This window comes from Desulfobacterales bacterium (assembly GCA_029211065.1).
Taxonomy (GTDB): domain Bacteria; phylum Desulfobacterota; class Desulfobacteria; order Desulfobacterales; family JARGFK01; genus JARGFK01.
In genome coordinates this window covers 1-14,276 of sequence record JARGFK010000116.1, presented here as the reverse complement: position 1 = coordinate 14,276, position 14,276 = coordinate 1, and the positions used below count along the sequence as shown (strand labels likewise).

Sequence of the window (14,276 nt, the reverse complement as noted above, 5' to 3'; positions counted from 1 at the left end):
GGCTCCAAAGACAAGGTCGATGCATGGTTCGATGCCAAGACCAAGGGGCTCAATAAATGGCAGAAGGACGAGCTGAAGAAGCAGTGGGGCACCATGCAGAACGTGCTTAGTTCCAAGGCGCGCATGGACCGTGTGGTAAGCGATATCATCTTTGACTTCAGCGTAAAGCCCCGGCTGTCCGGCGAACGCGGCAACGCCCTCCTAGTAGTGTCGAGCATTTACGAGGCCTGCAAGTATTTTGACCTCTTTCAGAAGACGCCTTTCAAGGGAAAGTGCGCGGTAATAACATCTTACAATCCGCAGGCTCAGGATGTGACCAAGGAGGAGACCGGAGCGAATACCGAGACCGACAGGCAGTTCATCTACAATACCTATAACGAACTGCTAAAGGATGTAAACGCCAAACCGGGAATGACAAAAACAGAAACCTACGAGGAGCAAACCAAGAACCTGTTCACCAAAGAGCCGGCGAACATGAAGCTGCTGGTGGTGGTGGACAAGCTGCTCACCGGCTTCGACGCGCCGCCCTGCACCTACCTGTATATCGACAAGTCCATGCAGGATCACGGCCTGTTTCAGACGATTTGCCGCACGAACCGGCTGGACGGCGAGGACAAGGACTTTGGCTATATTGTGGACTATAAAGATCTGTTCAAAAAGGTCGAAAATGCCATTGCGGTATACACTTCCGAGCTGGATCATAGTGCGGGCGGAGCGGCTCCGGAGGTGCTGCTGCAGGAGCGGCTTAAAAAGGGAAAGGAACGGCTGGATCAAGCAATGGAAACGCTGGCCCTGCTGTGTGAGCCTGTGGAACCACCCAAGGGCGAGCTGGAACACATCCACTATTTCTGCGGCAATACGGAAATTCCCACCGCATTGCAGGAACGCAAACCGCAACGCGCAGCGCTTTATAAGGCGACCGTCGCCATGGTGCGGGCGTATGCCAACATCTCGGACGAATTGGAACCGGCCGGTTACAGCTCAGCAGACATCACCAGAATCAAGGGGCAACGCGACCATTATCTGAATGTCCGCGAGATCATCCGCAAGGCCAGCGGCGAAAGTATTGACCTCAAGGCCTATGAAGCCGATATGCGGCACTTGATCGACACCTATATCGAGGCTGATGAACCGCGAAAAATTTCACCCTTCGACGGGATGTCGCTGCTTGATTTAATTGTAAAGACCGGCATCGCCAATGCGATTGCAACCCAGCTCGGCGGATTGAAAGGCAATAAAAACGCTATTGCCGAGACTATCGAGAACAATGTTCGCCGTAAGATCATCAAAGAACACCTGAACGACCCGGTCTACTATGAGAAAATGTCGGCCCTGCTGAACGAGATTATTGCCGCCCGCAAGGCCAAGGCGATCGAGTATGAGGAATATCTCAAACGCATCGCTGATCTGGCGCGGAAGGTGGAAGCGGGAAAGGCGGATGATACCCCCCAAACGCTGGATACCCCCGGCAAACGAGCGCTATATAACAACCTTAAACGGGTGGTGAAGCAAGGAGTTGATGAAGAGATCGCTCAATTTGGAAGCTTTAACGTTCCAACTTTGAACCTGGCGCTTCGGATTGACGAAACGGTCAAACAGGTTCGGCCGGATGATTGGCGTGACAATGGCGGCCCAAAAGAACAGGTCATCAAGGCGGCGCTGTACCAGGTCTTGCAAAACGAGGCCGAAGTGGAGCGAATCTTTCTCATCATTAAAGCTCAGAAAGAATATTGATGGTCAGACAGCTCAAGCTGGGAAATATTTCGGTGGACGTGGTGCTTAAGGACATCAAGAATGTCCATTTGAGTGTCCATCCTCCGACCGGTCGGGTGCGGATCTCTGCGCCTTTGCGTATGAATATCGACACCATTCGAGTTTTTGCCATTTCCAAACTTGGTTGGATTAAGCAGCAACAGAAGAATCTTAAAGAACAAGACCGTGAAACCCCTCGTGAATACCTGAACCGCGAGAGTCACTACGTCTGGGGAAAGCGCTATCTTTTAAAGATCTTTGAAAGCAACCAGGCACCATCCGTCGAATTGAAACATAGCAGGATACTGTTGCGGGTGCGTCCGGGTACGGATGAAAAACGACGGCAAGCCATCATGGAGGACTGGTACCGCGAGCAGCTCAAGAATGCTATTACGCCCCTGATCGCCAGGTGGGAGCCGTTGCTGGGTGTAAAAGTAAAGCGGTTCTTTGTGCAACGGATGAAGACCAAATGGGGCAGCTGCAACCATAGTGCACGCCACATTCGTCTTAACACAGAACTCGCCAAAAAGCCGCCGGAGTGCCTTGAATACATTATTGTGCATGAAATGGCACATTTGCATGAACCAACCCACAACGACCGTTTCAGGGCGCTGATGGATCGCTTTATGCCGAAGTGGCAGTTCTATCAGGCGCAATTAAATCGGTTGCCGGTCAGCCATGAGGCTTGGGCTTATTGAATTAACGCCCTTACCTCTTTTGGTTTACAAAAAGAGAGAATACGATTTATACCGCTTTCCATAATAAAGTTCCAAAACAATGAATTGCGGTATAAGCGGTTGTAGAAAAAAACATTGAGATAACGGAACGTTTTTTTGACAACCGCTATAAGAATCAGTTCTAACGCAGCCCGGCAAACGGATTGAAGCGTTTTTCCTGGCCGATGCTGGTTTCGGGACCGTGTCCGGTGAGGACCTGCACATCGTCCCCCAGCAAAAACAGTTTCTTTTGGATGCTGGCGATCAGGGTTTCATAATTTCCGCCCGGAAAATCGGTGCGCCCGATGGAGCCGGCAAAGACCAGTATTCCGGGGTCGGGACAAGCTAAACGCGCACCAGTCGAGGGATTGGACTAAAAGGATGGCTGTTTTTTGACCTTAATGCGAAGGTTTTGGTTTTTAAAAAGGGCTTTTAAGAAATGGCCGTGAAAGCTGCTATGCTTTCCATGCCCGCCGAACAGTCACTTCAGGCATTGGATAATGCCTTGTATTTAATGTGTATATTTCTCCGTTGGCCTTTATGGCAGTGGCGGCCAGAATGGCGTCATTGATATCGGTGCCATGGCGAGAGTTCCATCTGCGATAAAGCTCGCCCGCTTTGTCGATGATATGTTGATCAACCGGTGCGGTCTGAAACTGAGATAGGAATAAAAGGGTTGCATTTTGTTCAGCCGGGCGCATGAAAAAAACCACTTCGGCTCGCTGCATCGCACCGGTCCACAGCTCTAACTTCTCCTTATCACGTAGTCTTCTGAGCAGATTGAACGCCTTGCGTTCACCTCGCAAATGCCAAATGAGAACATCGGAATCGATAAATACTTTCAACGCCTATGCCTTTCCTGTGACTTGCGCATAGTATCCTTGATCGATTGCACGGTTTCGACCGCCGATTCATCGCGCTTCCAGCTTCCAAAGGTATGGGTCAAAATATCGAAATCCTGTTCGGCGACAACCTTTTCAGAATAACAGCGTACGGCATTTTCAAGAACGGCCTTTTTTGATGTTCCCAACTTTTTTGCCAGCAGGCCGATATGCTGAATCACGGTTTCATCGATTCGGGTTGACATAATCTTATCCATGATGACCTCCAAATTCTTACGTAAGAATATAACGTAAGAAATTAAGCCTGTCAATCTGCATATTCCGGCTGCATATTCCGGACGATTCCCTCCGGGGCGGGGTCGGGCCAAGTTAACTGCTTACCAGTTATGGAGTCTGGCTCAAAAAAAGGTCTGTTTTTTAGCCTTAAAACGATGTCTTTGTTAGGTGTATTCGGTGGAATTAGGTGTTAGGTGTGTTAGGTGGCACGCCCTTAAGTTTCAAAGTTTCTATGAATTAAACCCTGAAGCTGACAATTAACCCCACCATGTCCAGTTGAGATATTTCCCGGATATCACCTTTTCGAGCAACCCTTTATCGCAGCCCGGCAAACGGATTGAAACGTTTTTCCTGGCCGATGCTGGTTTCCGGCCCATGTCCGGTAAGAACCCGCACTTCGTCGCCCAGCAGAAACAGTTTGTTCTGGATGCTGGCGATCAGGGTTTCATGGTTGCCGCCCGGAAAATCGGTGCGTCCGATGGAACCGGCAAACAGGGTGTCGCCCACAAACACATGACCGTCCGTGCTGAAGGATATGCCGCCGGGGGTGTGCCCGGGGGTATGAATCACGTCCAGGGTGATGTTGCCGAAGGCAACCGTATCGCCGTCCGCCAGGGTCCGATCCGGCGCCGGAGAGTCTTCGGCCGACATCCCCCAGGCGGCTGCGCTGGCCGAAAGGCGGCTCAGCATGGGCGCATCAAGGCTATGGATTAAAATTTCAGCGCCGGTGGCATCCTTCATTCTCTTGTTTGCGCTGACATGATCAAAGTGGCCATGGGTATTGAGGATATACTTTACGGTGAGTTTCAATTGGGCCAGCGCCATCAGAATTTTGTCCGCATCCGCACCCGGATCGATAACCACCGCAGCCCGGGTATCTTCACAAGCGACGATGAAACAGTTTGCCATGATCGGCCCGACAACCAATGCTTTAATAATCAAAATCGCCTCCTATTTATGAAATCAACTTGTCCGCTTTTGGGCCTGCTCAATTAATTCAACCAGGCTGCTGAGTTTGGGCTTTGGCCGGGCATCCATTAACTTTTGAAATGCTTCCGCCGGCAGGTTCTCCTGCAGATACGACACGATATCAAAGTGCTCCCACCAGCAGTCGATGGCCTTCCAGCAGGGCTGGTTCTGATCGCCGCACCCTTTACAATAAGCAAACGTCACGGGTCCGCCCAGCCGGGGACAGCGCCGCTCAAGCGGGTCAAATCGTTCGTCCATAAAGTTTTTCCGATTGAAATGGAATTATCCGGCGGCTGAAAATAAGCATTTCCAAAAGGTCTCTCAGTGATTGAGAAACTCTACACCGCAAATTGCGCCGGCCCGCAAAAGGGGCCGGAGCATCGGATCAAATCAATATAAATCCGTTCAGCAATCGGTTCTCCCGAATGAGAACCGTTATCTGATGCGGCTCACCAGTTTCTGCGGTTTGGGAAACTTTTCAAATACTTTCTTGGATTTTGATATTTCCTCTTCCGATAGAACGCAATCTTCAAGTTCACAGGCAAAATATTTATCATAAGCGCCCAGGTCCAGCAGGCCATGGCCGCTCCAGTTAAACAGAATGACCTTTTCCTTGCCCTCTTCCTTGGCTTTTTTAGCCTCTTCAATGACAGTGGCCAGGGCATGGGTTGTCTCCGGAGCGGGAATGATCCCTTCGGTTCTCGCAAACAACACGCCGGCTTCATAAGCCGGTGTTTGGGCAACTGCTTTGGGCGTAATAATCCCCTCGGTTACCAGCTGGCTTACGGTGGGCGCCATGCCGTGATAGCGCAGTCCGCCGGCGTGGATCGGCGGCGGCATGAAGGTATGTCCGAGGCTGTGCATGGGCAGCAGCGGGGTGTATCCGGCCGTATCCCCGTGATCATACACAAACGGCGCTTTTGTCATGGTGGGGCAGGCCGCCGGTTCAACCGGGTAAATTTCAATTTCTTTTCCGTTAATTTTGTCATAAACATAGGGAAACGCAAGACCGGCGAAATTGCTTCCGCCGCCGGCGCATCCGATAATGACATCGGGATATTCCCCGATTTTTTCCATCTGCTTTTTGGCCTCCAGACCGATAATGGTCTGGTGCAGCATCACATGGTTCAAAACGCTCCCCAGTGAATAGCGCGTTTTGCCGCTCTGGTCGCTCACGGCCGCCTCAACGGCTTCGCTGATGGCGATGCCCAGACTGCCGGGGGTGTCGGGATATTTTGCCAGAATATCCCGGCCGGCCTTGGTTTCGGTGCTGGGGCTGGCCACGCATTTGCCGCCCCAGGCTTCCATCATGGATTTTCGATAGGGTTTCTGATCAAAACTGATGCGCACCATAAAGATTTTACATTCAATCCCGAATTGGGAGCATGCAAATGACAATGCACTGCCCCACTGGCCGGCCCCGGTTTCGGTGGTCATGCGTTTGATGCCGAAGACCTTGTTATAATACGCCTGGGGAACGGCCGTATTCGGTTTATGACTTCCCGGCGGGCTGACGCTTTCATTCTTAAAATAAATCCGAGCGGGGGTGCCCAGCGCTTTTTCGAGCGTCAGCGCCCGGACCAGAGGAGAGGGGCGCCAGATCTGCAGAACCTTGATGACTTCTTCCGGTATATCGATCCACCTTTCCGTGCTGACTTCCTGCTCTATCAGGTTCATGGGAAAAACCGGCGCCAGCATTTCCGGACCGATGGGCTTGCCGTCCGGTCCCAGGGGGGGGTTCATCTTGATGTCCGCAAGAATATTGTACCATTGGCGCGGCATTTCATCCTCAGTTAAAACAACCTTTCTGACCTCCATAATTTCCTCCTCCTTACAGCGAATTTATTCTGTCTGACTGCTCGATCCCGTTGATGTCAATAACCTTATTGTCCAGAGCCACACGGATGCTGTCCAGAATTCCGTTAATAAAAGCGCCGGACTCCTCCGTACCGAACTTCTTGCCCACATCAATACCCTCATTGATGGAAACCTTTGGCGGGATGTCCCGGCAAAACAGCATCTCATACACGGCGATCCGCATGATATTTCTGTCCACACAAGACATCCGGCTGATTTTCCAGTTGTTGGAAAAGCGCTCGATGATCCCGTCTATTTGCAGCTTGTTATTCGTTACCCCGTTGACCAGTTCCATAAAAAAGGGTAGGTTTTTTTTAGACGGTGCAAAGCAGTGGCAATAGAGTTCCAGCATCTCCCCTGAACTCTTTTGGCGCATATCCATATAAAAAAGAGCCTGCATGGCAAGTTCTCTTGCCCGACGACGATTTCCCATATTTACTTCTGGTCGACAGCTTCAATCAGGTTTACCATTTCAACGGCGGTCATGGCAGCGCTCCAGCCTTTATTGCCCGCTTTGGCGCCTGCCCGCTCAATGGCCTGCTCGATCGTATCTGATGTGATAATTCCGAAAATCACCGGTACGCCGGATTCCATGCTGACCATGGCAATCCCCTTGGATACTTCCGAACTGACATAATCAAAATGGGGGGTCGCGCCCCGGATGACCGCACCCAGACAGATGACCGCATGGTATTTCTTTTTAAATGCCATTTTTTTGGCAATCAGCGGAATTTCAAACGCCCCCGGCACTTTCACGATGTCGATATCGGCATCTTTAACCCCGCTGCGCAGCAATGCATCCATGGCGCCGCCCACCAGTCGATCGGTGATGAAATCGTTAAACCGGCTGGCCACCAGTACAAATTTCTTTCCCTTGGCAATAAGATTTCCTTCAAAAATTTTCGGCATTTATGCTCCTTTCGGTTTACCATTTGCCCGGTTGGCGCAAATATAATTCCTTTTTCTATAATTTATCGTGTTTTTTATGCAACTGCAGGGAAATATAGTCCCGAATTATTTACACACCCAAATGGCGCCATGAACCTCAAGGGGCTGCATCGATGTTCAGCAGATGCCCCATTTTGAATTTTTTGCATTCCAGGTAGCAACGGTTGAATTCATTCGGTTTGATCTCAATGGGAACCTGCTCGACAATCCGCAGGCCGTAGCCTTCAAGCCCCACCATTTTTTTGGGGTTATTGGTCATCAGACGCATCTTCTTCACCCCCAGATTGGCGATAATCTGTGCCCCGATGCCGTAGTTTCGCTGGTCCGGCTTGAACCCGAGCTCGGTGTTGGCCTGGACCGTGTCCAGCCCCTGGTCCTGCAGGGCATAGGCTTTTAATTTGTTCACCAGTCCGATCCCCCGACCCTCCTGGCGGATATACAGGAGCACCCCGCAGCCCTCCGCGTTGATCATCTCCATGGCCTTATGCAGCTGATCGCCGCAGTCGCAGCGCAGCGAACCGAATATATCGCCCGTTAAACATTCTGAATGAACCCGGACCAGGACCGGTTCTTCGGGGTCGATTTCACCCTTGACCATGGCGATATGCAGCAGATCATCCACGTCGTTTTCAAAAACAATGGCTTTGAACTCACCGGCAAATGCGGTGGGTATGACGGTTTCAGCGGCCCTGCGGACAAAAGATTCGGTCCGCATGCGATACTCGATCAGATCCTTGATCGTACAGATGCCGACCCCGTGGGTTTCACTGAATTTTTCAAGGGCCGGCATTCTGGCCATGGAGCCGTCTTCATCCATAATCTCGCAGATTACACCGGCCGGTTTTAACCCTGCCAGCCGGGCCAGGTCAACGGACCCCTCGGTCTGGCCGGCGCGGACCGTAACACCGCCCCGTTTGGCCCGCAACGGAAAAATATGCCCGGGCCGGACCAGGTCGGTCGGTTTGGCGGCATCGGCAATGGCCGCCAGGATGGTAGTGGCGCGGTCTGCCGCCGATATCCCCGTTGTAACGCCGCAGCGAGCTTCAATCGAAACCGTAAACCCGGTACCGAATTTTGAGGTGTTGTTATCCACCATCAGGGGAAGATCGAGCGAATCGATTTTCTCCGCGGTCATGGCAAGGCAGATAAGCCCCCGGCCGAACTTCGCCATAAAGTTGATGGCTTCGGGGGTTACATGCTCGGCGGCGATCATCAGATCGCCTTCGTTTTCACGGTCTTCATCATCCACCAGAATCACCATGCGACCGTTGCGAACTTCCTTAATTGCTTCTTCCATCGTCAGCAATGACATTTTTTGTGTTTCTCCTTTATTTAAAATAACGGACGTCGGCCGTTTATAGAAATCCGGATTTTAGCAGCAATTCCATATCAACCACGGATTTTTCAGCCGGCTTTTTTTGACGGCCGGCACCTGGCAATTGTACAAAACGCTCCACATACTTTCCGATCATGTCCGTTTCAATGTTGACGACATCGCCCTTCTTTTTAAATCCCAGGGTTGTCAGCTTGGACGTATACGGAATAATACTGACGCTAAACCGGTCATGGCTGCAGTGATTGACGGTCAGGCTGATGCCGTCCACCGCGACCGACCCTTTGGGGATCAGATAGCGCGAGAGCGCCTCGGGAACGGCAATGGTGATGGTAACGGCATTATCATCGCCTTCCCGGCCGGATAGCGTCCCGATCCCGTCGATATGCCCGGAGACAAGGTGGCCGTCCAGGCGGTCTGAAATGCGCAGCGCCCTTTCAAGGTTAACCCGGTCCCCGGTTTTAACTTTGTTTAAGGTCGTCCGGGAGAGGGTTTCCGGCGACAGGTCCGCCTCAAAACGATTGGCGCTGATCACTACCGCCGTCAAACAGGCGCCGTTTACCGCAATGCTGTCGCCGATCTTCATCTCTTTGAGCTCAAGATCGGTCGTAACCGCAAGCCGCTTGCCCCCGCCGGAAGATCTCAGCTTTACAACGGTTCCAAGCCCTTCTATAATACCTGTAAACATAGGCAACCCATATTATTTGGCAATATATCCTTCCAGCAGCACATCGCTTCCGAACCGGCGGACATCCATATCCCGGACCCGAATACACCCTTCCATCAGCTCCGGCCCAGTGCCCCTGCAAATGGGCACACCATCATCGCCGCCCAATATTTTCGGCGCATAAAAAAAGAAAACCTTGTCCACAATGCCGTCGGCCAGGGCAGACGCGATGACTTCCGCGCCCCCTTCTATCAACAGGCTGGTGATGCCGTCGCCCCCCAACCGATCCATCAATGGGTCCAGGTCGATCCGGCCCCCCTTTAGCGGTGCCGCAACAATTCGCACCCCTTTTTTTTCCAGCCGGTCCTTTTTCTTTTTTTGTGCATCCGTAACAGGCGCAGCGCTGACAAGGATTGTAGCAGAATCGGATTGGGGCCGCAATACCTTCGCATCTTCTGAAATGGAAAGACGGGTATCCAGAATGACCCGGATGGGGTCCTTCCCCCCTTTACCGTCTATCCGGGTGGTTAAAGTGGGATCATCCTTTTGAACCGTATGGATACCCACCATAATGGCATCCACGGCATGCCGCAGCCGGTGGACAAACGCCCTTGACTCCGGACCGGTCACCCATTTTGAATCGCCGGTTCGGGTGGCAATTCGACCGTCCAGGGTCGCCGCACACTTGACCGTCACAAACGGGCGGCGGGTCGTAACGTATTTGATGAAATATTCATTCAGTTTTCTGGCTTCGGCCTCACAGACTCCCGTTCGGACCGGGATGCCCCGTTGCTGCAAATAATCGACGCCGCCGCCCGTAACGTTGAGATTGGGGTCCAACATGGCCACCACGACCTCACTGATCCCGGCGGCCAGAATCTTTTCCGTGCACGGGGGGGTTCGACCGACATGATTGCACGGCTCCAGCGTCACATAGAGCAGGGCCCCCTTCGCCAGCGGACCGGCCGCATCAATGGCGTTGACTTCGGCATGGGCCTTTCCGGCGGCTTGGTGGTACCCTGTGCCGACGACCTTGCCGTCTTTAACCAGCACGGCGCCGACCATTGGATTGGGCGATGTAAACCCAACCCCCTTTCCGGCAAGGTCCAGCGCCTTCTTCATGACCGTTTCGTCATTCATGGACAATATCGCCCGTTCGCATGCACCTGCCTTGAATACTGAAACCCAATCATCAGTCCTGCTTGCTGAGTAAATTTTTTAATTCAGACATGAAATCATTCACATCCTTGAACTCCCTGTAAACAGAGGCAAAGCGGACATAAGCAACATCATCAAGCTGGTGAAGCTTTTCCATAACCCGCTTGCCGATTTCCCTGGCGGGAATCTCCTTTTCGCCGGTTTCTTTCAGGTCGCGCTCCAGTTCTTCGATAAACTCCTCAATCTGATTGACGCTGATGTTCCGTTTTTCACAGGCCCGGATCATCCCCATCCGGACCTTGTCGCGGTTGAACTCTTCCCGGCGCCCGTCTTTTTTGACAAGCATGATGGGGATTTCCTCGATATGCTCATATGTCGTAAAACGCCTGGTGCACAGCAGGCATTCCCGGCGCCGCCTGATGACATTGCCGTCCTTGCTCAACCTTGAATCAATGACCTTGTTATCAACCTCTGCACAATACGGACATTTCATGAATTTCCTCCTGCCTGGCGATAAGAAGCCTGTTGACCTGCAACTCCCCTATTTGTCATCAACTTTTATTAATTCAACGGACGCCTCCTGCAACATGTCTGCAGAAATGGCGTCCGCATATCCTGACTGATAATAAATCTTTTTTATGCCGGCATTGATAATCATTTTAGCACAAATGGAACAGGGCAGGTTGGTGCAATAAAGGGTCGAATTTTTGATGGAAACACCATGATAAGCGGCCTGGATAATGGCGTTCTGCTCAGCATGGATGCCGCGGCACAGCTCGTGTCTCTCACCGGAGACCACCTTTAATTTCTCCCGCAGGCAGCCGACCTCGAGGCAGTGCCGGATACCGCTGGGGGCGCCGTTGTACCCGGTCGTCAGTATCCGTTTGTCCTTGACAATAATGGCGCCAACCGAACGTCTGAGACAGGTGGAGCGCTTGGCCGCCAGCGCCGTAATCCCCATAAAATAATTTTCCCAGGAGGGGCGATTCAGTTCTGCTGCCATCTGACTTTTAACCTTTCGCTTCAGTGATGTCGAAATTGATGGGAAAAGCGGCGCAAAGCGCCTGAACGGTCTTTCGTGAGCGCTGAATAACGGCGCTGTCCCGGGAATGCGTCAACACGTCGACAATAAGCCCGGCTATCGTTTGCATTTCGGAGCGCTGCATGCCCCGGGTCGTTACCGCCGGCGTGCCGATGCGAATGCCGCTTGTTACAAACGGCCCCTGCTGGTCAAAAGGGATCGTATTTTTGTTGACGGTTATCCCCACACGGTCCAGAACGGCCTCAGCCTCTTTTCCGGTGATGCCGAGGCTGCTTAAGTCCACCAGCATCATATGATTATCGGTCCCGCCGGATATGAGCGCTAAACCGGCTTGCATTAACGCCTCGGCTAGTACGCCTGCATTGGCGACGGTGCGCTTCTGGTAGACTTTAAACGATTCGGAAAGCGCCTCTTTAAAGGCCACCGCTTTTGCGGCAATCACATGCATCAGCGGTCCGCCCTGAATCCCCGGAAATATTTCCTTGTTCAGCCGGTCGCCGTAATCTTTTGCGGCCAGTATCAGACCCCCGCGGGGACCCCGCAAGGTCTTGTGCGTCGTCGATGTTACCACATCGGCGTAGGGTATGGGGGAAGGATGCACCCCGGCCGCCACCAAACCGGCGATATGGGCCATGTCCACCATCAGAACGGCATTGACCGAACGGGCGATGGCTGCAAATCGTTTAAAATCGATAATCCGCGGATAGGCGCTGGCGCCGGCAACGATCATTTTCGGTTTGTACTGCTTGGCTTTGGCTGCGATTTCATCATAATCGATCAGGCCGGAGTCTTTCCGGACGCCGTAATGGACAAACTTGAAAAATCTTCCCGAAAAGCTGACGGGGCTGCCATGGGTTAAATGCCCGCCGTGAGACAAATCCATCCCCAGAACCGTATCCCCCGGCGCCAGCATGGCAAAGTAAACGGCCATATTGGCCTGGGACCCTGAATGGGGCTGAACATTGGCGTAGTCGGCGCTGAACAGCCGCTTTGCCCGCTCAATCGCCAGCTTTTCAGCCGTATCGACATGCTCGCAGCCGCCATAATACCGCCGGTCCGGATACCCTTCGGCATATTTATTGGTTAAAACCGTCCCCTGGGCCGCCATCACGGCAGCGCTGGCAATATTCTCGGAAGCAATGAGTTCCAGCGTCTGTTTTTGACGGTCAAGCTCTTTTTCAATAACCGCTGCAATCTCCGGATCCGTTGCGTGAATCAAGTGAGAGACCATGTAACAACTTTCGTATCGTTATAAGAATTATAAAATATAGTCCTTTAAGCTTTCGAACATGAACCGATGACATCCTCCGGTCTGGCGAACTTGTTTAACCGTTGCTGGTGCCGTCCGCCTTCAAATGGTGTTTCCAGCCATGCTTTCACCACTTCCAGCGCCAGGGCTTCTCCCAGTACCCGCCCCCCCATGGCCAGGATATTCGCATCATTGTGGCGCCGACTCATGATGGCGGAAAAAAGATCGTTGCAAAGTGCGGCCCGCACATAGGGGAATCGATTGGCGACCATGGACATCCCGATACCGGTGCCGCAAATCAGTATGCCCCGCTTGAATTGCCCGGCTGAAACCTTTCCGGCAACCTTTGCGGCAAAGTCCGGATAATCCACGGATGCCTCGGCATGGGTGCCGACATCCTCAACCGGGTATCCTTCTGCCAGCATAAATGCTTTGACCTTTTCCTTGAGCGCATAGGCCGCATGATCACACCCGATGATAATCGGCGTTTTGTTTTCACTCATAAAGCTGCCCCCCTGTAAAAATCTGTATGCGGGTTATCATCTGGATCGAAATATTATGTTTAGCACGGCTCTGACTTTCACACAAGATGTTGGTGTTCCATTTCAAATAATAACTTTATCTATTAACTTTGTATAAATATATCCGCAAGAAAAAAATTGAATTTTGCTGAGTTTAAGAAAGAAACCCGCTATTGGGTAAAAGGGGGTGCATAGGTTTCAAAATGCCGAAGGCGGGTTTCAATACTCGTGAAAGCCGCCCCATTGAAGCCCTGATATAAGAAACAGCCATTATCATTCATGTCCTTCTAATCAGCCCGGCCATGATGCCAAGTATCCTGAAATATCGCGGAAAAAAAATCAGGGTATTTGACGCGCTGGAGTGGTTGGCGGCCATGTGCAGCCACGTACCGGGCAAAGGCGAACAGATGGTCCGGTACTATGGGTATTATAGTCCCGCCCCGGCGGGATGGCACGTGGAAAACGAAAAAAGGCCGGCGCTGAAGATAAGATTCCCTGCATCCTGGAACCGGAGACGACCGATAAGGCATTTCGAAAAAACTGGGCCCGATTGATACAGAAAATATATGAAGTTGATCCCCTTTGCTGCCCCAGGTGCCAGGGTTCAATGCGAGTGATCGCCTTTATTGAAGATGAGGATGTGATCAAAAAAATCCTTAAACACTTGGGGTTTTGGGATATAAAACGCAAGCCCAGCCCCGTTGCCAACGCGCCGCCCATAATTACGGATTCATATCCCATCCCCTCTGTGGATGATTATGTGATCGATCCCGACTACCCGGTCGAAACCTACCTTTAGAAACCAGCCTGTCGAGATCAACGGGGGCTCTTTGCCCTGAAAAGCCGTAACTGGCTGAGGTTGGGCCGAAACCAACCAAACAGCAATTCTCGGTCAGTTTGTAAAGTAGGGTTTGGTGGGCCTTGAGAAGTAATTGTCAAACTATTT

General features: G+C 52.0%; 17 protein-coding genes and 1 pseudogene. 3 read left to right on the top strand and 15 right to left on the bottom strand.

Translation table 11 applies throughout. The features are described 5' to 3' along the window. A partial coding sequence (locus P1P89_19185) for a restriction endonuclease subunit R (GenBank protein MDF1593637.1) occupies window positions 1-1,734 on the top strand: 1,734 nt, incomplete at its 5' end. Beyond that, on the top strand, window positions 1,734-2,450 hold the full coding sequence (locus tag P1P89_19180; GenBank protein ID MDF1593636.1) for a SprT family zinc-dependent metalloprotease: 717 nt from the start codon (window positions 1,734-1,736) through the stop codon (window positions 2,448-2,450). The genes P1P89_19185 and P1P89_19180, both read left to right, overlap by 1 nt. 160 nt (window positions 2,451-2,610) lie before the next feature. Here P1P89_19180 and P1P89_19175 read toward each other — a convergent pair. The 15 genes and pseudogenes from P1P89_19175 to rpiB all read right to left on the bottom strand — a co-directional run bounded on the left by P1P89_19175 (window position 2,611) and on the right by rpiB (window position 13,312). After that, window positions 2,611-2,790, bottom strand: a pseudogene (locus P1P89_19175) (MBL fold metallo-hydrolase). 133 nt (window positions 2,791-2,923) lie between these two features. Continuing rightward, the gene (locus P1P89_19170; GenBank protein ID MDF1593635.1) at window positions 2,924-3,313 is read right to left on the bottom strand and encodes a type II toxin-antitoxin system VapC family toxin; all 390 of its coding nucleotides are present in this window, start codon (window positions 3,311-3,313) and stop codon (window positions 2,924-2,926) included. Then, the gene (locus P1P89_19165) at window positions 3,310-3,567 is read right to left on the bottom strand and encodes a hypothetical protein (protein MDF1593634.1); all 258 of its coding nucleotides are present in this window, start codon (window positions 3,565-3,567) and stop codon (window positions 3,310-3,312) included. The genes P1P89_19170 and P1P89_19165 overlap by 4 nt, the downstream gene beginning before the upstream one ends. A 334-nt stretch (window positions 3,568-3,901) precedes the next feature. Continuing rightward, complete coding sequence (locus P1P89_19160) at window positions 3,902-4,528, bottom strand: MBL fold metallo-hydrolase (protein MDF1593633.1); 627 nt, start codon at window positions 4,526-4,528, stop codon at window positions 3,902-3,904. Between the two features lie 21 nt (window positions 4,529-4,549). Next, complete coding sequence (locus tag P1P89_19155; GenBank protein ID MDF1593632.1) at window positions 4,550-4,813, bottom strand: hypothetical protein; 264 nt, start codon at window positions 4,811-4,813, stop codon at window positions 4,550-4,552. Window positions 4,814-4,990: 177 nt separating this feature from the next. Further along, window positions 4,991-6,373, bottom strand: a complete 1,383-nt coding sequence (locus P1P89_19150) for a TrpB-like pyridoxal phosphate-dependent enzyme (GenBank protein ID MDF1593631.1) — start codon at window positions 6,371-6,373, stop codon at window positions 4,991-4,993. A 13-nt stretch (window positions 6,374-6,386) separates the two neighbouring features. Further along, entirely contained in the window at window positions 6,387-6,845 is a 459-nt protein-coding gene (gene nusB / locus P1P89_19145) for a transcription antitermination factor NusB (GenBank protein MDF1593630.1), read from the bottom strand. A 2-nt stretch (window positions 6,846-6,847) separates the two neighbouring features. Further along, window positions 6,848-7,321, bottom strand: a complete 474-nt coding sequence (gene ribE / locus P1P89_19140; protein MDF1593629.1) for a 6,7-dimethyl-8-ribityllumazine synthase — start codon at window positions 7,319-7,321, stop codon at window positions 6,848-6,850. 136 nt (window positions 7,322-7,457) lie between these two features. Next, complete coding sequence (locus P1P89_19135) at window positions 7,458-8,672, bottom strand: bifunctional 3,4-dihydroxy-2-butanone-4-phosphate synthase/GTP cyclohydrolase II (protein MDF1593628.1); 1,215 nt, start codon at window positions 8,670-8,672, stop codon at window positions 7,458-7,460. A 43-nt stretch (window positions 8,673-8,715) separates the two neighbouring features. After that, window positions 8,716-9,381 carry a riboflavin synthase gene (locus tag P1P89_19130; protein ID MDF1593627.1) on the bottom strand — a complete coding sequence of 222 codons (666 nt, stop codon included), beginning with the start codon at window positions 9,379-9,381 and terminating at the stop codon, window positions 8,716-8,718. Window positions 9,382-9,393: 12 nt separating this feature from the next. After that, window positions 9,394-10,500, bottom strand: coding sequence for a bifunctional diaminohydroxyphosphoribosylaminopyrimidine deaminase/5-amino-6-(5-phosphoribosylamino)uracil reductase RibD (ribD, locus tag P1P89_19125; protein ID MDF1593626.1), 1,107 nt, complete (start codon window positions 10,498-10,500; stop codon window positions 9,394-9,396). 52 nt (window positions 10,501-10,552) lie between these two features. Then, window positions 10,553-11,011: a transcriptional regulator NrdR gene (nrdR, locus tag P1P89_19120; GenBank protein ID MDF1593625.1), complete on the bottom strand. Its 459-nt coding sequence runs from the start codon at window positions 11,009-11,011 to the stop codon at window positions 10,553-10,555. A 48-nt stretch (window positions 11,012-11,059) separates the two neighbouring features. Beyond that, on the bottom strand, window positions 11,060-11,521 hold the full coding sequence (locus tag P1P89_19115) for a cytidine/deoxycytidylate deaminase family protein (protein MDF1593624.1): 462 nt from the start codon (window positions 11,519-11,521) through the stop codon (window positions 11,060-11,062). A 7-nt stretch (window positions 11,522-11,528) separates the two neighbouring features. Further along, window positions 11,529-12,791, bottom strand: a complete 1,263-nt coding sequence (locus P1P89_19110; protein ID MDF1593623.1) for a serine hydroxymethyltransferase — start codon at window positions 12,789-12,791, stop codon at window positions 11,529-11,531. Between the two features lie 44 nt (window positions 12,792-12,835). Then, on the bottom strand, window positions 12,836-13,312 hold the full coding sequence (gene rpiB, locus P1P89_19105) for a ribose 5-phosphate isomerase B (protein ID MDF1593622.1): 477 nt from the start codon (window positions 13,310-13,312) through the stop codon (window positions 12,836-12,838). A gap of 466 nt (window positions 13,313-13,778) precedes the next feature. Here rpiB and P1P89_19100 point away from each other — a divergent pair, with 466 nt between their 5' ends. Beyond that, on the top strand, window positions 13,779-14,129 hold the full coding sequence (locus P1P89_19100) for a hypothetical protein (protein MDF1593621.1): 351 nt from the start codon (window positions 13,779-13,781) through the stop codon (window positions 14,127-14,129). Window positions 14,130-14,276: the final 147 nt, after the last annotated feature.

Bases quoted from the DNA above. Each gene is read 5' to 3' on its own strand.
- P1P89_19115 (MDF1593624.1), bottom strand. From the start codon at position 11,521: ATGGCAGCAGAACTGAATCGCCCCTCCTGGGAAAATTATTTTATGGGG.
- P1P89_19155 (MDF1593632.1), bottom strand. From the start codon at position 4,813: ATGGACGAACGATTTGACCCGCTTGAGCGGCGCTGTCCCCGGCTGGGC.
- P1P89_19110 (MDF1593623.1), bottom strand. From the start codon at position 12,791: ATGGTCTCTCACTTGATTCACGCAACGGATCCGGAGATTGCAGCGGTT.
- P1P89_19100 (MDF1593621.1), top strand. From the start codon at position 13,779: ATGGCACGTGGAAAACGAAAAAAGGCCGGCGCTGAAGATAAGATTCCC.
- P1P89_19150 (MDF1593631.1), bottom strand. From the start codon at position 6,373: ATGGAGGTCAGAAAGGTTGTTTTAACTGAGGATGAAATGCCGCGCCAA.
- rpiB (MDF1593622.1), bottom strand. From the start codon at position 13,312: ATGAGTGAAAACAAAACGCCGATTATCATCGGGTGTGATCATGCGGCC.
- ribD (MDF1593626.1), bottom strand. From the start codon at position 10,500: ATGAATGACGAAACGGTCATGAAGAAGGCGCTGGACCTTGCCGGAAAG.
- ribE (MDF1593629.1), bottom strand. From the start codon at position 7,321: ATGCCGAAAATTTTTGAAGGAAATCTTATTGCCAAGGGAAAGAAATTT.
- nusB (MDF1593630.1), bottom strand. From the start codon at position 6,845: ATGGGAAATCGTCGTCGGGCAAGAGAACTTGCCATGCAGGCTCTTTTT.
- P1P89_19130 (MDF1593627.1), bottom strand. From the start codon at position 9,381: ATGTTTACAGGTATTATAGAAGGGCTTGGAACCGTTGTAAAGCTGAGA.
- nrdR (MDF1593625.1), bottom strand. From the start codon at position 11,011: ATGAAATGTCCGTATTGTGCAGAGGTTGATAACAAGGTCATTGATTCA.
- P1P89_19135 (MDF1593628.1), bottom strand. From the start codon at position 8,672: ATGTCATTGCTGACGATGGAAGAAGCAATTAAGGAAGTTCGCAACGGT.
- P1P89_19180 (MDF1593636.1), top strand. From the start codon at position 1,734: ATGGTCAGACAGCTCAAGCTGGGAAATATTTCGGTGGACGTGGTGCTT.
- P1P89_19165 (MDF1593634.1), bottom strand. From the start codon at position 3,567: ATGGATAAGATTATGTCAACCCGAATCGATGAAACCGTGATTCAGCAT.